We start from the raw sequence: 20,801 nt of genomic DNA on the forward strand, positions 1-20,801 counted from the left end.
CATGGATGTTTATGCATGGCTGTTGATTATCGTGCTGGTGATCGGTACCGTTGGGACCTTTGTGCCCATGGTGCCCGGCATGTGGCTGATTTTTGCCGGTGTACTCGTTTACGGTATTTTTGATGCCTGGAGTGCCTATTCCCCGGTGTTTATTGTTGTGGTCGGCCTATTGGCGGTATTAACGTCTGTCCTGGACTACGGTGGTGCTATGATTGGCGCTAAAAAATTTGGGGCCTCAAATATGGCGACCATCGGTGCCCTGGTCGGATCCATTGTCGGTGGGCTCTTGCTTAATATTCCGGGGACCATTTTAGGGGGCATCGCCGGCGCTATTCTAGCGGAATACAAACGCCAGCGGTCGCTGCCGCACTCCTTGCGGGCGGCAGCCGGTTCCTTAATCGGGACGGCCCTGGGCTCGTCTGTTCAGTTGGTGGTGGCCATGGTCATTACGATTTATGCGATTTTCCGATTAAAAGGAGTAGCTTAACAATGAAGAAGCCTTTAACCGTAGGCGTCCTATTCGGCGGGCCGTCTGAAGAATACGAAGTCTCGCGAAAGTCCGCGCAAACGGTGATGCGCGGGTTACGGGAAGCCGGTTTTGAGGCAGTGGCGATTGGGATTGCTCGGCACGGCCGCTGGTACGGGCCGGTTGAAGAAGCGGACATTGCCGATTTTGATCCGGTGGAAAATGCGCCCGGGGAAGTTGGGATGATGCCGCGCCCGGGCGGAACGGTCTACCGTTTGTTCGATTTGCAACCGGTCTGCGAATTGGATGTGGTCTTTCCGATTATTCACGGCACATACGGTGAAGATGGTCGCCTGCAAGGCTTTCTGGACATGTGCCGGCTGCCCTATGTGGGCGCCGGCGTTGGTGCTTCAGCCATCGGCATGGACAAGGTCTATATGCGGGATATTGCCAAATGCCACGGGATTGCTCAAACCGATTATGCGGTTGTTCTGCGGAAACGGTGGCAGCGTGAACCGGAAAGCATTTTAGATGAGCTGCAGGTGAAATTTGCCCGGACGGATGTCTTTGTCAAGCCGGCCAACGGTGGCTCGTCCATCGGCATCAACCGGGCCTGCAATCGAGAAGAATTGGCCCTTGCCCTTGATGAAGCCGCTCGCTACGATCGGAAAATTATGGTTGAGCGCGCCATTGACAAGCGGGAAATTGAGCTGGCCATTCTAGGCAATGAAAACCCGGTGGCCTCTCTGCCCGGTGAAATCCTGGCTGACCAGGCCTTTTACGATTACCACAGCAAGTATGAAAGTCATGCCAGTCGGACCGTTTGCCCTGCCGACCTGGATGACATGACAAGGGAGGCGGTCCGGCAAACCGGCTTGCGGATTTACCGTGCCTTGGACATGTGCGGCATGTGCCGGGTGGATTTTTTCATTGAAAAAGAAAGTGGCCGCCTGCTTTTTAACGAGGTGAACACCCTCCCCGGTTTTACCGATATCAGCATGTACGCCCAAATGTGGGCCGCCAGTGGCAAAGACCTGCCAACCCTTTGTCGGGAACTGGTTGACTTGGCCCTTGCCCAGCGGGCAGAGATGGATGCGAACGTCATTACCCGAGGAGGGAAATAATGGCCAAAAAAGAAAGCAAAAAGTCAGGCGCAGCCAAGATGGCAGGCGATGGTCGTGAAGCGGCCTTAAAACGCGCCATGAAAGATATTGACGAGCGGTTCGGCACCGGGGCTGTCATGCGCCTGGGCGACCAGGACAAGTTGGACATTGATGCCATTTCTACCGGCGCCATGGCCTTGGACCGGGCCCTGGGTATCGGTGGGATTCCTAAAGGCCGCATTACGGAAATTTATGGTCCGGAATCCTCCGGTAAGACCACGGTGGCCTTGCACATCATCGCCGAATGTCAAAAGCAAGGGGGAACAGCCGCTTTTATTGATGCAGAACACGCCTTGGACCCGATTTATGCGGAACACATCGGCGTGGACACGGCCAACCTGCTGATCTCCCAGCCGGACAACGGTGAACAAGCCTTGGAAATTTGCGATGCCTTGGTACGCAGCGGCGCCGTTGACATCGTGGTGGTGGACTCAGTGGCCGCCTTGACCCCGCGCGCCGAAATTGAAGGTGAAATGGGCGATACCCACGTTGGCCTCTTGGCCCGTCTGATGAGCCAGGCCTTGCGCAAGTTGACGGCAAATACGGCCCGCACCAACACCACCCTGATTTTCATTAACCAGGTGCGGGAAAAAATTGGCGTTATCTATGGAAACCCGGAAGTGACCACCGGTGGCCGGGCACTGAAATTTTACAGCTCTGTGCGGTTGGAAGTGCGCCGGGGCATGGCCATCAAAAAAGGCGAAGAGCAAATCGGCAACAGAACTACTGTTAAGGTGGTTAAAAATAAGGTGGCCCCGCCCTTTAAAAAAGTGGAATTTGACATCATGTTCGGGGAAGGGATCTCCATTTCCGGCGGCATCCTGGATGTAGGCGCTGAAATGGGCATCATCACAAAAAGCGGGTCCTGGTACTCTTATCAAGGCGAGCGGTTGGGCCAAGGCCGTGATAACGCCAAGGCCTTTTTGGAAGAGCATCCGGAAATCATGGAAGAAATCCGCCATTTGATTATGACCGGCGGAGCAGACGAGAGCGGCAGTGAGCCGGAAGCCAAGCCGGCCAAGGCCTCGGATGGAAAGATCGCTGATGGTGCCGATGGTTTTGTTGATGAAATGAATGCCCTTTTAGATGAAGATTTTTTAGACGATGAAGGCCTGGAAGATTTATGATCAACCAGTCCCATAAAGACGCGGCGCTGAAATTTTTAGCGCCGCGTCGTCGTACCGAGCAGGAAATGCGCCGCCACCTGGCGGAAAAAGACTTGGCCCAAGAGGACATCGCGGCGGTCATCGATTGGCTTTATGGCTACGGCTACTTGGACGATGCAGCCTTTGCCGAAGCCTACATCCGGGATAAGCTCCGCTTTCATCCGTGTGGCTCCCTTCGCCTGCGGCAAGACTTGCGCCGGTACGGGGTAGCAGAAGATGTTTTACAAAGGGCGCTGGCTAAAAATTTGCCGGTGGAACTGGAAAAGCGCTTTCTCAACCACTTTTATCAGAAGGCCCGTCGGCGTGGGCGGACTCATGAACAGGCCCTGCGGTATGTGGCCGGGAAGGGTTACCCGGGGGAGCTGATTCATGAACTGAACGAATTGTTATAAAAACTTGACAATAAGGCCCTTTCTCCGTAAAATTGTAAAGAGGCTCCGCATATGCGGTGAAGATAAACGCTTTCAAAACCCTTATGGATTGCCCGTAGGGCGGGAAGATCAATTATTGATACCGACAAACCGAGGCAGCTCGGTTTGTTTTTTTATACGGAGCCCGGACCTATATCGGAGGAAGGAGGCCTTTATGGATTTAACCATCATCGCTGTCGGTCTTATTGCCCTGATCATCGGTTGTGCAGTTGGCTATGTCCTGCGCAAACAGAGCAGTGAAAAAATGATCGGCTCTGCAGAAGCAGAGGCCAAGCGTGTTGTTGATGAAGCAGCCCGATCGGCAGAGACCCTGAAAAAAGAAGCGCTGGTGGAAGCGAAAGACGACGCTTACAAAATTCGCAATGAGGCGGAACAGGAAGCACGTGAACGGCGTGCCGAAGTTCAAAATACGGAAAAACGTCTGATGCAGAAGGAAGATATTCTGGACCGCAAATCGGACAGTTTGGAACAGAAGGAAGAAAAGCTTCTCGAACGGGAACAAAGTTTACTCGACAGCAAAAATGACGTTGACCGCTTGATTGAAGAACAAAAAGCGGAATTGGAACGGATTGCCGGGTTGACCAACGATGAAGCGAAAAACCAGCTGTTCCGTCAAGTTGAAGCGGAAATTGATCATGATTTGGCCGTTATGATCAAAGAAAAAGAGAATAATGCCAAAGATGAGGCCGATAAAATTGCTCGTGAAATCATTGGTGGCGCCATCCAGCGCTGTGCAGCCGATCATGTGGCAGAAACGACCGTATCGGTTGTACAATTGCCCAATGATGAAATGAAAGGGCGGATTATCGGGCGCGAAGGCCGGAATATTCGTACCATTGAAAGCATGACCGGCGTGGACTTGATTATTGATGATACCCCGGAAGCTGTGGTGGTGTCGGCATTTGAACCGATACGGCGTGAAGTGGCACGCATTGCTTTGGAAAAACTCATTGTAGACGGACGGATTCATCCGGCGCGCATTGAGGAGATGGTTGCCAAGGCGCAAAAAGAAGTTGATGCCAGTATTCGCGAAGCCGGTGAACAAGCGGTCTTTGATACCGGTGTTCATGGTGTTCATCCTGAATTGGTTAAATTGCTCGGCCGGCTCAAGTACCGGACCTCTTACGGGCAAAATGTCCTGAAACATTCCATAGAAGTGGCCCATTTGGCCGGCTTATTGGCGGCTGAATTGGATTGTGATGTGGCATTGGCCAAAAGAGCGGGCTTGTTGCACGATATCGGGAAAGCCATCGACCATGAAACAGAAGGTTCCCATGTTCAGTTGGGGGCGGATGTGGCGCGCAAGTATCAGGAACCGAAAGCTGTCCTGAATGCGATTGTCAGCCACCATGGCGATGTGGACCCCAATTGTGTGGAGAGCGTTTTGGTGGCCGCGGCAGATGCCATTTCGGCAGCCCGTCCCGGCGCACGCAGGGAAACTTTGGAAAATTATTTGCGTCGCTTGACCCAATTGGAAGATATTGCGTCCGACTTTGAAGGCGTGGAGAAAACCTACGCCGTCCAGGCCGGTCGTGAAGTCCGCGTGATTGTCAAACCGGAGAAAGTTGACGATGCGCGCAGCGCGAAAATCGCTTTTGATATCGCTAAGCGCATTGAACAGGAAATGCAATATCCCGGTCAAATCAAAGTTGTTGTCATTCGTGAAACCAGAAATGTTGATTACGCAAAATAATCAGATGCCCCTGTCCATGCGACAGGGGCATTTTTACTGGGCTTGTCTCTATCCTTGCGGTAGATACTCAGCCATGATACAATCAAGGCAAATCGTTTTGGCCGGTCGGCAAGCTCGCCGGCCGGTTGGTCTATTGTTTTGGAGACGTGTGTTGGTTTGAGGTGGCTTATGGAAGATGTAATTGTCATTGGCGGCGGTCCTGCTGGGATGCTGGCGGCCATCGGCGCAGCTGAAAACGGTGGTCGCGTCCTGCTCTTGGAAAAAATGGAGGCCTTGGGGCGCAAATTGTTGATTACCGGAAAAGGGCGCTGTAATGTTACGACGGATTTTGACCAGGCCCAGCTGGTGGAGCATATTAACCACAACCCGCGCTTTGTTTATTCGGCCTTGGCGCGGTTCGGAACAGCTGCGGTTCGTGATTTTTTTGAGTCCCGCGGTTGTCCTTTAAAAGTGGAACGTGGCGGCCGTATATTTCCGGTCAGCGATCGTTCGCAAAGCATCCTGGATGTGCTGCAAGATGCGCTGCAAGCTGCGGGTGTTCAGGTTAAAACCGGCGCCCGGGTGCTGGCCATTAATGAACTGCCCAATGAAGCCTGGCAGGTTACAACCGAATCACAAAGCTACCGGGGGAAAGCGCTTGTTTTAGCTACGGGTGGGGCGTCTTATCCTACTACCGGGTCAACCGGAGACGGGTATAAGTTTGCCAGAGCCCTCTCCATCCCGGTGGTGCCGCCCCGTCCGGCCTTAGTTCCGCTTACTTGTGCGCCGGGCTGGGTGCAGGCAGCCCAAGGGCTCAGCTTGCGTAATGTACGCCTGACCTTTTATGATGGCGATAAGGTCCTATATAGTGATTTTGGTGAACTGATGTGCACCCATTTCGGCTTGTCCGGGCCCTTAGTTTTGACCGCCAGCGGAAAATTGGTGGATTATTGGCAAGACCACAAGGGGGCCATTTCCGGCACCATTGACTTAAAACCGGCTTTAGGGGAAAAGCAATTGGATGACCGTCTGCTGCGGATGATTCAGGAAAATGGACATAAAAAACTGGCCAATGGCATTAAACGCTTGCTGCCGCAAAAGCTGATCCTGCCCTTTTTGGCGGAAACCGGCTTGGATGCGGAGAAGCGGTTATTGGACCTGACCCGGGAGGAGCGCCTGCATATGGTGCACCTGCTTCAGGACATGCCGGTGACCGTGACCGGGCCCCGCCCCTTGCGGGAGGCCATTGTTACCGCCGGCGGCATTGCCGTTTCGCAAGTGGCGCCGAAAACCATGGCGGTACGAAGCCACAAAGGCCTGTACGTTTGTGGAGAGCTTCTGGACATTGATGCGGATACAGGCGGTTTTAACCTTCAAATGGCTTTTTCCACCGGTTATGTGGCCGGGACAGCAGCCATGGCTTATGCCGCGTTTTCTGAAAGTGAGGCGGAGGCATGCAAATAGCCATTGATGGCCCGGCCGGTGCCGGCAAAAGCACCATTGCTAAAAAAGTGGCGCGCCTTTTAGGCTTTCTTTACATTGACAGCGGCGCCTTGTACCGGGCTGTTGCCCTGTCTGCCCTGGAAAAGCAGATAGACCCGCAGGATGAGGCGGCTTTGGCAAGGCTCTTACAAGGCTTGCACTTGGACTTAAGCGAAGACGCTAAGGGGAATCAAGTGGTGCAGGTCAACGGACGGGATGTGAGCCGGGCCATTCGGGACAATAAGGTTTCTCAAGTGGTGTCTGTCTACAGCGCTGTACCGGCGGTGCGCCAACTGGTAACGGCGCGAATTCAGGCCTTGGCCGCCAGCAGAAATGTGGTCATGGATGGTCGTGACATCGGCAGCGTGGTTTTGCCCCAGGCAGATGTCAAAGTCTTTTTGACGGCCAGTGTTGCCGAGCGGGCCCGTCGGCGCTTGCTCCAATTGCAAGCGCAGGGAGAAGCTGTTGGCCAGGAAACCCTGGAAGCGGAAATTGCTGCACGCGATCAAAAAGACCGCGAACGTGCGGTGGCGCCGCTGGTTCAAGCGCCTGACGCCCTCTATTTAGACAGCAGCAATATGGACATTGATGAAGTTTGTCAACATATTTTAGCTTTGATACGAAAATAATCGTTGGCAACTTAAGATTTGTTGGGTATAATAGAATAGTGTACTTGACGTTGGCAGATAAGGAGTCGTGGAATGGAAATACGGATTGCATCGAATGCAGGCTTTTGCTTCGGTGTGCGCCAGGCAATAGAAAAAGCTGAGCAACTCATCGAAGATGGACAGGGGCCGCTGGCAACACTGGGCCCGCTGATTCATAACCCGCAAGAAGTCAGCCGCCTGGAAAATCTCGGTATCCATTCTTATGACCACTTTGATGATATGACTGAGAAAAACGTTATTTTACGCACGCACGGCGTGACACCGGCGGTATGCCGGGAAGCGGATTGCCGTGGGCTGACCACCTTTGACTGCACCTGCCCGAAAGTCAGGGCCGTTCAGAAACTGGCGGAAAAATACGCCGAGGACGGCTACCAAGTTTTGATTTTAGGGGATGCCAATCATCCGGAAGTGCAAGGCATTGTCGGATGGTCAGGTGATCGTGCAAAAGTATTCTTTGCGCCGGAAGAAATCCGCAACTGGGATTTGGCGCATCAAAAAGTTTGTTTGGTCAGTCAGACCACAGAAAAAACGGAGCGTTTCGCCTCCGCTGTGGAGATTTTACAAGACCTGGACCTTGAGGACCTGGTGGTTCACAACACCATTTGTGCCGCCACTCGAGACAGGCAACATGATGCCGGAAATTTGGCGCGTGAAGTTGATATGATGATTGTTATCGGCGGGTATAACAGCGCCAATACCAACAAGCTTGTGAGCATATGCCAAGATGCCGGCGCCCCCACGCATCATGTGGAAACGGCGGCAGATTTGCAGGCAGAATGGTTTGACGGTATCACATTAATTGGCTTAACAGCAGGGGCCTCGACCCCTGACTGGATAATTAGGGAGGTCATTGACAAGATGGAAGAATTAACGATGGAACAAGGGTTAGAACAAGGCTACGGCACACTGGATCCGCTCAATTTATACGATGTGGTAACCGGAACTGTGGTTAAAATAACCCCGGACGAAGTGATGGTGGATGTCGGAGGTAAATCCGAAGGCGTCATTCCTAAGAAAGAGCTGTCTTTCCAAAAAGACCCGGACGTGGAAGAACTCGTCAAAGTTGGCGATGAAATCCAAGTGATGGTCATCAAAATGGAAAACAACGAAGGTCACATGGTTCTGTCCAAGAAACGTGCGGATCAGGAAAAAGCGATGGATGCCTTGCAAGAAAAATTCGATAACGATGAAATTATTGAAGCAAAAGTCGTTAACGATGTTAAAGGCGGTGTCATCGTTGATATCGGTGCGCGTGGATTTGTTCCCGCTTCCCATCTTGACACCAAATATGTTGAAGACATTAAACAATTTGTCGGCAACACCTATCGCTTCAAAATTATTGAATTTGATCCGAATCCGGAAAATCGCAAAATCATTCTTTCCCGTCGGGCTTTAATTGAGGAAGAAGAAAAAGAAAAACGCGAAGAACTCTGGAAAACCCTTGAAGTGGGCGAAACCCGCAAAGGGACCGTTCAGCGCATTGCCAGCTTTGGTGCTTTCGTCGACTTGGGCGGCGTTGACGGCTTGCTCCACATCTCTGAAATGGGTTGGGGTCGCGTGAAACAACCGACCGATGTGGTCAATGTTGGCGATGAAATTGAAGTTTACATTCTCGCTCTGGACGAAGCCAAGGGTAAAATCAGCCTGAGCCTGAAAAAACTTTTGAGCAATCCCTGGGATGATGTGGATGAACGCTATGAAGTTGGCGCCACTGCTCACGGGAAAGTTGTTCGTATTGCACCCTTTGGCGCTTTCGTCTCCTTGGAAGACGGCGTTGACGGCTTGGTGCACATTTCCCAAATCGCTTGGGAACATGTGGAACAAGTTGAAGATGTGCTGAAAGTCGGCCAGGAAGTGGATGTTAAAATCCTTGACGTGGATAAAGATCGCAAACGCATCAGCTTGTCCATTAAGGAACTGAAAGAACGTCCGGCCAGCGAAGCACCGAAGCAAAAACCGCGCCGTGAAGCACGTCCAAAAACCGATGTGCCTGTGGTGAATGAAGATATTTCCACCAACTTGGGAGATGTTTTCGGTCAACTGCTGGACCAAGATGACGCTGAATAATTGAGTGATAAGCCCTGCCTTGGCAGGGCTTTTTTGTTTGCCCTTGCCGGCCAGCTGGTAAGCAAAATTGGCCATCAGGGGGTTGACAAGAAGCTGGGTAAAACACCGGTCCCATCGGTCTTGCAGAGGGCAAGGCCGATTTTTATGATTAGGTTACCGCGGCGAGACATTTTTTCGCTTGCCGGCTTTAGAGACTGCCATGATATGCGCTTTCATGGTATACTGTCATAATAGAGAAAGGAGGCTGACCGATGAGTGGAGAATCCGGAAACGGTCAAAAAATACAGGAGAAAAGACAGGAAATATCCACCGAACAGGTCCACACGACACAATACGGTGAAATTCAAATGGATGATGATGTCATCGCGTCCATTGCCGCTATGGTTGTCGGTGGTACCCCCGGCGTTGCAGCTTTGGTTGGCGGTATGACCGATGGCATTACGGAAATGCTTGGGAAGAAGTCAGCCACCAAGGGCATTAAGGTGGAAACGATAGACGGCGGCACCCGGGTAGAAGTGGTGATCACCGTTGACTATGGCATAGCCATTCCTGATCTGGCCTATTCAATCCAGCGGGATGTGGCCGAACAAGTGAAGAACATGACAGGAATCCTTTTGCGTGGCGTGGACGTTCACGTACAGGGCATTCGGTTTACCGATAAAAACAACGATAGCGGCGAAGGGAAGGCTGGTAAAGGATGAATCAAAATATGCGTGTGGCCCGGTTGATGACCTTCCTTGGACTCTATGCAGCCCAGGAAAGTGGTGCCGCGGATGCCGGCCTTTTAGCGCGGCTCTATCCGGCCCAGCTAAGTTTGGCCGATGCAGCTGAGCTGGCCGGCTTATCTGAAGAAGAACCGGCAAGGTATTTGCGGGAATGGCTTTACAATCGTCGAAAAACCCCTAAGGCTGACCGGCAATCAACGCAGAAGGCCTTATATGAAGCCTTAACCGACTATTATACGGAAGCCCACCTGCCGACAGACCAGCCGCTGGATATGCAGATGAATTTGGCTGACCTGGCTACTTTTTTTGAAAACTATGCCGAGGCCTGCGAGACGGCTTTGTCACAAAAGCCGGAAGCCAATTGGGCCTTGCGCTTGGTCCAGGAAGTTTTGGCGGATATGGTGGAAAAAGCGGCCATCAATAATGAGACCTTGATGGCCGTGGCTCAAGGCTATTTTAAAGCCAAGACCTTTGCAGGGCTTTGCAGCACCGGACCCATGGCCGGTGAGCTGCTCTCCTGTGCGGATATGGCGGCCTATCGGCGGGAAAATTTAGAGGCCTGGGCAGCTGATGTTGACTTGCCGGCAGCCCTGGGCAATCATTTTACACCGGAAAGTCTTGAAGAACTTGATGTGCAGGCGATTCAGGCCAAGATTGACGACATTGCCGAGCATTTGGGCGCCATTGATGAGGCCATTTGCAAGGTTTCAAAAAAATGGCGGCCGGACCGGATGGCGTCTTGCGACCGGACCATTTTACGCCTGGGCGTTTATGACCTCTGCTATGCGCCGGAAAAGGCGGATACGGCTCTGATCATTAACGAAGCGGTGGAGTTGGCAAAAATTTATGGGGATGAAGATGCCTATAAGTTCGTCAACGGGGTTTTAGATGCCATCGCGAAAACGCGGGAGACCGTATGAGCAAAACATGGTCGGTTAGCGAATTAAACCGCTACATCAAAGATCAGTTTGAAGCGGACGATGTCTTGCGGGAAGTGACGCTCAGCGGCGAAATTGCCAATTTTAAGCGCCACGGGCCCAGTGGGCATTGCTATTTTTCCTTGAAAGACGCCAAGGCCTCCCTTACCTGCGTCATGTGGCGGAGCCATGTCGGCCGCCTGACCTTTAGCCCACAAGACGGTATGACCGTTCTGGTGCGGGGGCAAGTGACAGTCTTTGAACGCAACGGGGCCTACCAGCTGTATGTATCGCGGATGCTGGCCGAAGGCGCCGGGGCCTTGGCGATTCGCTTTGAAGAATTAAAGCAAAAGCTGGCGGCTGAGGGGGTTTTTAAAACGGCGGCCACGCGTCGGCCCCTGCCCGCCTATCCGGAGCGGATTGCCCTGGTGACTTCCTCTACCGGGGCGGTGATTCGGGATATGTTAACGGTGATGCGCCGTCGTGCACCGTATGTGCAGGTCATTTTAGCGCCGGCAACAGTCCAGGGGAGTCAAGGGGCGGCGTCCATCTGCGCAGCATTAACTGCTTTATACCAACGTGAGGACATTGATTTGATCATTGTGGCGCGTGGTGGCGGTTCTCAGGAAGATTTGTGGAACTTTAACGAAGAAGCGGTGGTGCGGACCATTGCCGCCAGCCCGGTGCCGATTATCAGTGCCATAGGGCATGAAACAGATGTGACCCTGGCAGATTTTGCAGCAGATTTACGTGCCGGGACGCCTTCTATTGCAGCTGAACAGGCGGTGCCGGACAGTGCAGACCTTCTTGCGGCCCTTAACAACCGCCGTCGCGGCTTGGGGCAGGCGCTTTTACGGGATGTGCGCCTGGCACGCCTGCAATTGTCGCGCGCCTGTGCCCGCAGTTCCTTTACGGATCCGGGAAAAATATTGCTGCCTTATGCCCAAGCCCTGGATGAAAGGAGCATGCTGCTCCAGCAGCGGATGACCCAGCTTGTCCGGCAAAGCGAACTGGCTTTTCAAAAACGCGTGGGCCCCTTGGCGGCGCTTAATCCGCTGGCGGTGATGGCCCGCGGTTTTTCAGTGGCCACAGACCCTGACGGACGGATCATCAGTCAGGCCCGGGATTTGCCGGCAGAGGCAGCCTTTAATTTGCGGCTGAAGGATGGCATTGTAGCGGCCCGAAGTCTGGGCTATACAAAAATGGAGACAGATTGAAAGGAATTTCATGGACAAGGCAAAATCGGAAAACATCAGCTTCGAAGCGGCATTGGCAGAGTTGGATACCGTTTTGAACGCTTTGGAAAAAGGTGACATTCCACTGGAGGATGCCCTGGCGCATTACCAGCGGGGCATGGCCCTGGCGGCTGTTTGCCAGCAAAAGCTGGCCACAGTGGAAGAAAAAATAGAAATATTACAAGCTGACGGCAGTTTGTCGGCGGTGGATCCGGCAGAAGGGGGAAGGTATGAGTAAAGCGGCAATGGCAGAAAAAACAGCGCAGGTAACCAGTCATTTGGAAGGCTTGCTGATGACCGATGACAAGTTCAATGACCGCCTATATGAAGCGATGCGCTACAGCCTCTTGGCCGGTGGGAAAAGGCTCCGCCCTGTTTTGGTCCTGGCAGCCTGTGAAGCGGTCGGCGGGAAAACGACCGCCCAGGTTTTAGACGCGGCCTGCGCCATTGAACTGGTCCACACCTATTCGTTGATTCATGATGACTTGCCGGGCATGGACGATGACGATTTGCGCCGGGGCAAGCCCACCAACCATGTGGTATACGGCGAAGCCATGGCGATTTTAGCCGGTGATGGTTTATTGACCGAAGCCTTTTCCATGCTTGCCCGGGCCTGTGGTGATACGCCTGTGGCAGCGGCCCTTATGCGTGAATTGGCTGAAGGCGCCGGCATTCGCGGCATGGTTGCCGGTCAGGCGCAAGACGTATTGAGTGAAGGGGAAGCCATTGGTCTTGACCATATGCAGTGGATTCACCGGCATAAGACAGGGGCCTTGATTTTGGCCGCCTGCCGGATGGGCGGGATTTTAGGCCAGGCGGATGAGGCCAGCATGGCTGCCTTGAGCGCCTACGGCCGGGCCTTGGGTTTGGCTTTTCAAATTACCGATGATATTTTGGACGTGGTTGGCGATGAAGTGGTCATGGGGAAACACGCCGGCTCAGATGCCAAAAGTGACAAGGCCACCTACCCGGCGCTCCTGGGCTTGGACAAGAGTCGCGAGCTGGCAGAGCAAGCGGTGAATGAGGCCTTAAGTGCCTTAAAGGATCTGACGGGTGACGGCAGTTTACTGGCCTATATTGCATCCAAAATATTGGCACGTCAGAGTTAGGAGATGGCAATGCTGCTGAATTCTATTCATGAACCGAAAGACTTGCGGAAACTATCCGCAGATCAATTGAAGCAATTGGCCGCTGAAATTCGCCAACGCTTGATCCGGGTCACATCGGAAAACGGCGGTCATTTAGCGCCAAACTTGGGCGCCGTAGAATTAACACTGGCGCTGCACGCCGCTTTTAATGCCCCGGAGGATAAAATTATTTGGGATGTGGGGCACCAGTCCTATGTGCATAAGCTCTTGACCGGGCGCAATGACGCCTTCTTTGATACCCTGCGCACCTATCAGGGCATGAGCGGCTTTCCCAAACGGGCGGAAAGCCCTTACGATACTTTCGGCACCGGGCATGCGTCAACGTCGGTGTCGGCGGCCACAGGCTTTGCCCTGGCCCGGGACTTGCGCCAGGAAAAAAATGAAGTCATTGCCGTTATTGGTGATGGGGCTTTAACCGGGGGAGAAGTTTTTGAGGCCCTTAATTACGCAGGTCACTTGCAGCTCAACATGAAGGTCATCTTAAATGACAACGATATGTCCATTGACGCCAATGTAGGCGGCTTAGCCGACTACTTGACCCGCTTGCGGTCTGACCCCGGTTATCAGCGGGCCAAGGAAGATTTGGATAATTTTTTAAACCGCATTCCGACGGTCGGTTCGCGCATGGCAGACATGGCAGACCGGCTGAAAGATACCATGAAGTACATGCTTGTAGCGGGCAGTTTTTTTGAAGAATTGGGCTTCAAGTATTACGGCCCCATCAACGGACATGATATTTCCGCCATGCGGCAAGTCTTTGAGAATACCAAGGGCTTGCGCCGGCCTGTCCTCATCCATGTGATCACTAAAAAGGGCAAGGGGTATGGGCCGGCTGAAAAAAATCCCGATAAGTTTCACGGGACCGGGCCCTTCTGTGTGGAAACCGGTCAACCTAAAAAGCAAAAAACGCAGCCCACCTATACGGACGTATTTGCCGATACGCTGATTACCCTGGCCAAGCGCAACAACCGCATTTGTGCGATTACCGCCGCCATGGGCTCAGGCACCGGGGTGGCCAAATTCAACCAGGTCTTTCCGGACCGGGCTTTTGACGTTGGGATTGCGGAAGGCCACGCCACCACCATGGCGACAGCCTTGGCCTTGGAGGGGATGCAGCCGGTCCTGGCCCTGTATTCAAGCTTTATGCAGCGAGGCTTTGACCAGTTGATTCACGATTGCGCCTTACAGAAAGCACCGGTGGTCTTTGCCTTGGACCGTGCCGGTCTGGTCGGTGAAGACGGGCCGACCCACCACGGTGTTTTTGACCTGTCTTACTTGCGCTTAATTCCCAACCTGACCGTGATGGCGCCAAAAGATGAACGTGAATTGCAAAATATGCTTTATTCCGCCGTTGAATATGGCACACCGGTGGCCTTGCGCTATCCGCGCGGTGCCGGTCCCGGTGCGGCGACGTCCGACATTTTTGACTACATCCCGCCGGGCAAGAGCGAAGTCCTTGCCCAGGGCAAGGACCTGACCTTGCTGGCCGTAGGGAGCATGGTCGCCACCGCCCAAGCCGCCGCCGACCGCCTCCGTGAACAAGGCTATGAGGTGGGCCTGGTCAACGCCCGATTTGTCAGTCCCTTGGATATGACAATGCTGGAGGCTGTTTTCCGGGAAACGGACCTGGTCGTCACCTTGGAAGAAAACGTTTTGGCTGGCGGATTTGGTTCTGCAGTCAGTGAATGGGCAGCAGACCAGGACCTGGTGAAACCGATGCTCCGCATTGGCATTCCGAATGCCTTTATTGAAGCGGGGAATGTCAACTTGCTCAAGGAAAGCATTCAGCTGGATGTGGACGGCGTGGTGGCGCAAATTTCCGCCAGGCTGAAAGGATGCCGGGCCGATGGCTAAAAAAGAACGACTGGATGTGGTCTTGGTGCAACAGGGGCTTTTCGCCAGCCGCCAGGCGGCGCAAAAGCGGATTATGGCCGGGGAAGTCCTGGTCAACGACCAAAAAATTGATAAAGCCGGGACCCAGGTGCCAACGGATGCGTCCATTCGCCTCTTGGGCAAAGACTTGCCCTACGTGAGCCGCGGCGGCCTGAAGCTTGAGGAAGCGGTGAAGACCTTCCAGCTGGACTTAGCCGGTGGGGCGGTCTGTGACTTGGGCGCGTCAACAGGCGGTTTTGTTGACTGTGCCTTGCAGCACGGGGCACGCAAAGTTTACGCCATTGACGTAGGGACCAATCAATTGGTCTGGCAATTGCGGACCCATCCCCAGGTGGACTGCCGGGAGCAAACCAATGCGCGCTATTTGACAGCGGCGGATTTTCCGGAGCAAATGGATTGGGTGACGACAGATGTGTCCTTTATTTCGCTGACGAAAATCTTCCCGGCAGCCGCCGAGATCTTAAAGCCGGATGGCCAAATGGTGGCTTTAATTAAGCCCCAATTTGAAGCCGGCCGGGAGCATGTCGGCAAACACGGCGTGGTGCGGGACTTAGACGTCCATCAGGCGGTGATTGCCAAGGTGGTGGCAGCGGCAGAGGACGAAGGCCTTTATCCACGTGGTCTGACCCCCTCACCGATTCGTGGGCCGGCGGGCAATGTGGAATACTTGCTCTGGCTCAGCAAAGATGCCCACTTGGCGGTAAGGCCGGATATTCCGTCGGTGGTGGCAGCGGGTGCAACCATTCCATGATGACCCAGGGGGATGTCCTGCTGCTGACCCTCTTGATTGCCCTGGCCCTGGTTCTTGTCGGCGGGCGCGCCTTGCGACGCTTTCAAGGGAAGCGGCGGCAGGCACGGGGTAAGAAACGGGAGCGTCAGGCTGAGGCCCTATTGAGGGCGGCCGGCTACCATATCTTGGCCCGGCAAAAAACGGGCCGGGTACGGTATTGGGTAGACGACCGGCCGAAAGAGACGGTTTTACATGCGGATTATTGGGTGCGCAAGGGGCGCCATTTCTATATTGTTGAAGTGAAGAGCGGCCAGCAGGCCAATCCGCATTTGGCGGCAGTCAGACGGCAGCTCCTGGAGTACCGGGCTATTTTTAGACCGCATGGCATTTTATTTGTAGATATGGAGAAAAAACGGGTGCGTCAGGTGGCCTTTGAACCGACCAGGACCGGTCTTTTACCCTGGCTGGGCGGTGCCGCTGTCGGGGCTGGGCTGATGTGGCTGTTCATCTTTATCATGGGGTAGGTGAGAAAATTGGGGATAAAAAGCGTTGGTTTGTATGCCAATTTTGAGCGCGAAGGGGTCCAGGATTTGTGCGACCGGATTATTGCTGAATTATCTGCGCGCAATGTTCATATTTATGCGACCCAGGCCAGTGATGTCCGCAACCAAAAGGTTGAACGTCTGGAGCGGCGGGCCTTGCTAAAAACGGTGGAACTTATTTTGGTCATCGGCGGGGATGGCACCTTTTTACATGCGGCGACAGATTTGGCCGGGGCGGCCATTCCCATGCTGGGCATCAATAAGGGGCATCTGGGCTTCCTGTCCGAACTGGAAGAAGATGACTTTTTCCCGATGCTGGACCGGATTTTGACGGGCGATTTTTCCATTGAACGGCGGATGAAAATCACCGGGTCTTTGATTCGGGAGGGGGAGATCATTGCCGAGATGACCGGCTTGAACGATGTGGTAATCAACCGAGATCCCCTGGACAACACCATTGCCCTGGATGTTTTTATGGGCGATGCCCTGGTGGACCATTATCGTGGTGATGGGCTAATTATAGCGACGCCGACCGGTTCCACCGGCTATTCCTTCTCAGCCGGCGGCCCCTTGATTTACCCCGGGACAGATTGTTTGATTGTGAACCCCATTTGTGCTCATTTGATGGGCGTGCGGTCAATCATTATCCCGGCCAACGCCTCGGTGGACGTTTACCTGACGCGCGGCCGGGCCGGGGCTTACTTGGTCGCCGATGGGGTCAACCCCATGCGCATGCAGCTGGGCGACCACCTGCATGTCGAGCGGGCGCCGAGTACGGTTCAACTGGTGCATATGCGCAAACACCCCTTCTTTGAAGCGGTGCACACGAAAATGCTGAACACCCACGAACGGAAGCCGAGGTAGAACTATGAACAAACGACAACGCCGTATTTTAGAATTGGTCCTGGAACAACAAATTTCTACGCAGAAAGAATTGGCGGAACTCTTGCGGCAAGAGGGGTATCAGATTACCCAGGCGACGGTTTCCAGGGATATTAAGGAGTTGCAACTGGTCAAGGTGCCCATTGGCGGCGATGAATACAAGTACGGGCGGTCCCAGGACAGTGTCCCCACTGAAGCCAAACTGCGGATGCTCTTTCGGGAATTTATTCTTTCTTATGACAGCAGTGAAAACCTGATCATCGTGAACACGGCACCGGGTAATGCCAATACCATTGCTTACGCCATTGATCGTCTGGGCTGGCCGGAAGTCATTGGGACCATTGCCGGAGATGATACCATTATGCTGATTTGCAAACCGACGGAAGCAGTGCCGACCGTTATCGGCTACATAGACCACTACATCAACAATTAAGACGCCATGCCTTACCGGTTCCAGAAAGGAGGCCCGCCGTGCTTGAAGAATTAACCGTGCAAAATTTTGCCCTGCTCAAAGATATTCATCTGACCTTCGACCACGGTTTCAATGTGTTGACCGGGGAGACCGGTGCCGGGAAATCCATTATTGTCGATGCCATGGGCCTTCTTTTAGGTGAACGGGCGAATGTGCGCGATATTCGCTACGGCGCCGATGGTGCCTTGGTTGAAGGCGTTTTTGCTGTAGAGCCTGACAGTGCGGTGGCGCAAGGGCTGGCAGCGCAAGGCTTCGAGACCGCCCCCCTGGTTCTGTCCAGGACAGTCCGTCAAAGCGGGCATAATACCTGCCGGATCAACGGCCGACAGGTCAGCTTGGGCCAGTATCGGGATGTGGCCCAGGGCTTGGTGAGCATTTACGGTCAGCACGATTATTTGTACTGGCTGGCCCCGGACCACCAGCTGAGGCTCTTGGATAGCCTCGGCGATGCCGGCCACCAAGACCTTTTAAAGGCGGTTCAAGCGGCCCACCGCCAAACCCGCCGGGCGGCTAAAAATTTAAAAGCTGCGATGAAAGGTCGTGAACAGGAGGCCGCTGACCGGCGCCGGGCCGCAGAAAGTTTGGCGGAATTAACTCCGTTGAAATTGCGGGAAGGCGAAGAAGAAGAAGTCAGTCGGCGGCACGCTTATCTGGCAAAGCGGCTGGAGATTCAAGCCCACTTGGAAGAAGCCTACGGGCTTTTGTACGGCGATGATACCAGCGTCCAATCGCTTTTGACCGGGGCTGTGGAACGGTTGCAGGATGCGGCGCAATTGGAAGCGGCCCTGGGGGTAACGGCAAAAGAGCTGAAAAGCGCGCTGATTTCTGTGCAGGAAGGGGCCCGGACCCTGGCCGGCGAGCTTGATCGCGGCGGATCGGCGGCGGAGTTGGAAACCCTGTCTGACCGCTTGACGGTTTTTCATCGCTTGCGCCAGGCTTACGGCATGAGCCCGGACGACCTGGTCCGGCAGATGGCGGTTTGGGAGGACCTCTTGGCCAGGGAAGCGGATGATGAGGCTGCTTTTTCCGCCTTGCAGACGGCTTATGCTGAAGCCCGCAGTCACTATGCGGACCAGGCCAAGGCCTTGAGCGAGAGCCGGCGGCGGTGTGCAGCCTTGTTAACGGAACGGCTGCAGGGAGAACTGGCTGATTTGGCTATGCCCCATGCCCGCTTCTCCGTCCATTTTGGCCAGGGACGGGCGGACAGCAGCGGCACGGACGCCGTGCTTTTTATGCTGCAGGCCAATCCCGGTTCGCCGCCCCTGCCCCTGCATGAAACCGCATCCGGCGGTGAAATGAGCCGCCTGATGCTGGCCTTTAAAACCATCTTGACGGCACAAGAGGATACGGAAACCTTGATTTTCGATGAAATTGATACCGGCATCGGTGGACTGACCTTAATGGAGGTGGCCAAAAAATTGGCCTCCCTTGCCCGCCGGGCCCAGGTCATCTGCGTGACCCACGCGCCGGCCATCGCCGCTTATGCGGATGGCCACCACTTTATCGAAAAACATACCGACGGGCAGACGACCTATACCACGGTCCAGACCCTGGAAGATGCGGCCAAAACCGCAGAAATTGCCAGAATGCTCGGCGGCCGGGCGGAGTGGCAGCTGGAGCACGCGGAAGAAATGCGCCGCAATGCGAAAAAACGCCACTGACCGCTGCGGTCAATGGCGTTTTTTGCTTTAGTCGAGCGCTGGGGGGTCTGGCGGCAGGCTGTCGATGAGTGCTTGCAAATCATCAGCGCTGAAATGGTAGCTTGCGGTGCAAAAATGGCATTCGAGGTCGGCCTTGCCGTCTTGAGCCAATAGGGTGCTGAGCTCTTTGCGGCCGATGGCAATCAGGGCTTTTTCCGTTTTATCGCGGCTGCAGTTGCATTGCCAGCTGAGGGGCGTTTGCTCCAGCAGCTGGTAACCGATTTCTCCGAAGAGGTCTTCCGCTAAGGCTTCAGGCGTCTGGCCGGCGTCAAATCGGTCGGTTAAGGCGCCGAGGTCTTGCAGTTTCTCTTCTAGATAAGCGATGGTTGCTTCCGAGGCGCCGGGCATGAGCTGGACAATCAGGCCGCCGGCTTGACGGATGCTGTAATCCACGTCCACTAAGACGCCCAGGGCCACGGCCGAAGGAATTTGTTCCGACTGGGCAAAATAATAGGTAAAGTCTTCGGCAATTTCGCCGCTGCGCAAGGCAACGGTGCTGTTGTAGGGCTCCCGGGAACCCATATCTTTGCTCACGGTCAGGCGGCCCTTGCCGATGACGCCGCCCACATTTAACTTACCGTCCGGGCGCTTGGGCACATCGGCGATCGGGTTGCCCACATAGCCCTTCACGTGACCGTGACGGTCGGCCGTGGCCAAGAGGCCGCCTGCCGGTCCGTCGGCGCGGATGCCGGCGGTAATCATGTCCTTATCGTCTTTGAGCATGGTGCCCATCATGACGGTGGCGGTTAAGAGGCGCCCCAGGGCGGCACTCATGACCGGGCTGGTCTGGTGAAGGCTGGCAGCGGTATTAACCGTATCGCGGGTGCTGGCAATAAAGGCTCGGATTTCTCCGTTTGCAGCGGTTAGGCGGATTTGATAATCGTTCATGGCAAACATCCTTTCATGGTTCACTCAACTCTATTTACCGTAAAAGACAGTAATGAAAACAAGGGGGGCCCTATGGGAAATAAAAAAGCAGTGGTGGTCAGCGGGGGGACCGGCGGCATTGGTGCTGCCATTGTCCGGGAATTGGCCAAGGAAGGCCGGCAGGTCTTTGTGGGTTACCACCGCAATGCCGAAAAAGCGGAGCAATTGGCCGCGGATTGTGGTGACCGGGTCATTCCCCTCCAAGTCGATGTGCGTGATGAAGGGTCGGTGGCGCGGCTTTTTGATACGGTTGACCGGCTCTTGGACCATGAGCCCCTGGATGCCTTGGTGAATGCGGCAGGCATTGACCATTATGGCTTGCTGCAGGACTTGGACATGGATCATTGGCAGGATATTTTAGCCGTCAATGTAACGGGCAGTTTTTTGATGGTGCGGGCCGCCTTGCCCCAATTGATTCACGCCAAACATGGCAGCATCTTAAACATTTCATCCATCTGGGGGGCCAGGGGGGCCTCCTGCGAAGTGGCTTATTCCACCTCTAAGGGGGCGGTGGA

Annotated in this window: 21 protein-coding genes; 20 read left to right on the plus strand and 1 reads right to left on the minus strand. The window is 54.3% G+C overall.

Annotated elements, in window-relative coordinates; genetic code table 11:
* Position 1: 1 nt before the first annotated feature.
* The 19 genes from BLQ16_RS02920 (at position 2) to recN (ending at position 19,320) form a co-directional block, all read left to right on the plus strand.
* A complete protein-coding gene (locus BLQ16_RS02920) occupies positions 2 to 487 on the plus strand; it encodes a DUF456 domain-containing protein (RefSeq protein WP_091791250.1) in 486 nt (161 codons plus the stop codon).
* Positions 488 to 489: 2 nt separating this feature from the next.
* Positions 490 to 1,590: a D-alanine--D-alanine ligase family protein gene (locus BLQ16_RS02925; RefSeq protein ID WP_091791251.1), complete on the plus strand. Its 1,101-nt coding sequence runs from the start codon at positions 490 to 492 to the stop codon at positions 1,588 to 1,590.
* 38 nt (positions 1,591 to 1,628) lie between these two features.
* Entirely contained in the window at positions 1,629 to 2,756 is a 1,128-nt protein-coding gene (gene recA / locus BLQ16_RS02930; protein ID WP_091791280.1) for a recombinase RecA, read from the plus strand.
* Positions 2,753 to 3,187 carry a regulatory protein RecX gene (locus tag BLQ16_RS02935; RefSeq protein ID WP_091791252.1) on the plus strand — a complete coding sequence of 145 codons (435 nt, stop codon included), beginning with the start codon at positions 2,753 to 2,755 and terminating at the stop codon, positions 3,185 to 3,187. The genes recA and BLQ16_RS02935 overlap by 4 nt, the downstream gene beginning before the upstream one ends.
* A 193-nt stretch (positions 3,188 to 3,380) precedes the next feature.
* On the plus strand, positions 3,381 to 4,919 hold the full coding sequence (gene rny, locus BLQ16_RS02940; protein WP_091791253.1) for a ribonuclease Y: 1,539 nt from the start codon (positions 3,381 to 3,383) through the stop codon (positions 4,917 to 4,919).
* Between the two features lie 168 nt (positions 4,920 to 5,087).
* Positions 5,088 to 6,362 carry a BaiN/RdsA family NAD(P)/FAD-dependent oxidoreductase gene (locus BLQ16_RS02945; RefSeq protein ID WP_091791254.1) on the plus strand — a complete coding sequence of 425 codons (1,275 nt, stop codon included), beginning with the start codon at positions 5,088 to 5,090 and terminating at the stop codon, positions 6,360 to 6,362.
* On the plus strand, positions 6,353 to 7,009 hold the full coding sequence (cmk, locus tag BLQ16_RS02950) for a (d)CMP kinase (RefSeq protein WP_091791255.1): 657 nt from the start codon (positions 6,353 to 6,355) through the stop codon (positions 7,007 to 7,009). Before BLQ16_RS02945 ends, cmk begins: the two co-directional genes overlap by 10 nt.
* 72 nt (positions 7,010 to 7,081) lie before the next feature.
* The gene (locus tag BLQ16_RS02955) at positions 7,082 to 9,115 is read left to right on the plus strand and encodes a bifunctional 4-hydroxy-3-methylbut-2-enyl diphosphate reductase/30S ribosomal protein S1 (protein WP_091791256.1); all 2,034 of its coding nucleotides are present in this window, start codon (positions 7,082 to 7,084) and stop codon (positions 9,113 to 9,115) included.
* A 251-nt stretch (positions 9,116 to 9,366) separates the two neighbouring features.
* Complete coding sequence (locus BLQ16_RS02960; RefSeq protein WP_091791257.1) at positions 9,367 to 9,816, plus strand: Asp23/Gls24 family envelope stress response protein; 450 nt, start codon at positions 9,367 to 9,369, stop codon at positions 9,814 to 9,816.
* A complete protein-coding gene (gene nusB / locus BLQ16_RS02965; protein ID WP_091791258.1) occupies positions 9,813 to 10,760 on the plus strand; it encodes a transcription antitermination factor NusB in 948 nt (315 codons plus the stop codon). Before BLQ16_RS02960 ends, nusB begins: the two co-directional genes overlap by 4 nt.
* Complete coding sequence (gene xseA, locus BLQ16_RS02970; RefSeq protein WP_091791259.1) at positions 10,757 to 11,974, plus strand: exodeoxyribonuclease VII large subunit; 1,218 nt, start codon at positions 10,757 to 10,759, stop codon at positions 11,972 to 11,974. Before nusB ends, xseA begins: the two co-directional genes overlap by 4 nt.
* 10 nt (positions 11,975 to 11,984) lie before the next feature.
* Positions 11,985 to 12,230, plus strand: a complete 246-nt coding sequence (gene xseB, locus BLQ16_RS02975; RefSeq protein WP_091791260.1) for an exodeoxyribonuclease VII small subunit — start codon at positions 11,985 to 11,987, stop codon at positions 12,228 to 12,230.
* Complete coding sequence (locus BLQ16_RS02980; protein WP_091791261.1) at positions 12,223 to 13,101, plus strand: polyprenyl synthetase family protein; 879 nt, start codon at positions 12,223 to 12,225, stop codon at positions 13,099 to 13,101. Before xseB ends, BLQ16_RS02980 begins: the two co-directional genes overlap by 8 nt.
* Positions 13,102 to 13,104: 3 nt before the next feature.
* On the plus strand, positions 13,105 to 14,994 hold the full coding sequence (gene dxs, locus BLQ16_RS02985; RefSeq protein ID WP_423230814.1) for a 1-deoxy-D-xylulose-5-phosphate synthase: 1,890 nt from the start codon (positions 13,105 to 13,107) through the stop codon (positions 14,992 to 14,994).
* Positions 14,987 to 15,784, plus strand: a complete 798-nt coding sequence (locus BLQ16_RS02990) for a TlyA family RNA methyltransferase (RefSeq protein WP_091791263.1) — start codon at positions 14,987 to 14,989, stop codon at positions 15,782 to 15,784. Before dxs ends, BLQ16_RS02990 begins: the two co-directional genes overlap by 8 nt.
* Entirely contained in the window at positions 15,781 to 16,287 is a 507-nt protein-coding gene (locus tag BLQ16_RS02995; protein WP_091791264.1) for a hypothetical protein, read from the plus strand. The genes BLQ16_RS02990 and BLQ16_RS02995 overlap by 4 nt, the downstream gene beginning before the upstream one ends.
* A gap of 9 nt (positions 16,288 to 16,296) precedes the next feature.
* A complete protein-coding gene (locus tag BLQ16_RS03000) occupies positions 16,297 to 17,169 on the plus strand; it encodes an NAD(+)/NADH kinase (protein WP_159427960.1) in 873 nt (290 codons plus the stop codon).
* 4 nt (positions 17,170 to 17,173) lie between these two features.
* Positions 17,174 to 17,620 carry an arginine repressor gene (argR, locus tag BLQ16_RS03005; protein ID WP_091791266.1) on the plus strand — a complete coding sequence of 149 codons (447 nt, stop codon included), beginning with the start codon at positions 17,174 to 17,176 and terminating at the stop codon, positions 17,618 to 17,620.
* Between the two features lie 38 nt (positions 17,621 to 17,658).
* Positions 17,659 to 19,320 carry a DNA repair protein RecN gene (gene recN / locus BLQ16_RS03010; RefSeq protein WP_159427961.1) on the plus strand — a complete coding sequence of 554 codons (1,662 nt, stop codon included), beginning with the start codon at positions 17,659 to 17,661 and terminating at the stop codon, positions 19,318 to 19,320.
* 27 nt (positions 19,321 to 19,347) lie between these two features.
* Here the strand turns inward: recN and hslO are convergent, their stop codons facing one another.
* Positions 19,348 to 20,247: an Hsp33 family molecular chaperone HslO gene (gene hslO, locus BLQ16_RS03015; protein WP_091791268.1), complete on the minus strand. Its 900-nt coding sequence runs from the start codon at positions 20,245 to 20,247 to the stop codon at positions 19,348 to 19,350.
* A 72-nt stretch (positions 20,248 to 20,319) separates the two neighbouring features.
* On the opposite strand from hslO, the gene BLQ16_RS03020 reads away from it, so the two are divergent.
* On the plus strand, positions 20,320 to 20,801 hold a 482-nt coding region (locus BLQ16_RS03020; protein WP_159427962.1), incomplete at its 3' end, for an SDR family NAD(P)-dependent oxidoreductase.

The sequence above is a fragment of the Peptococcus niger genome (assembly GCF_900101835.1).
Taxonomy (GTDB): Bacteria; Bacillota; Peptococcia; order Peptococcales; family Peptococcaceae; genus Peptococcus; species Peptococcus niger.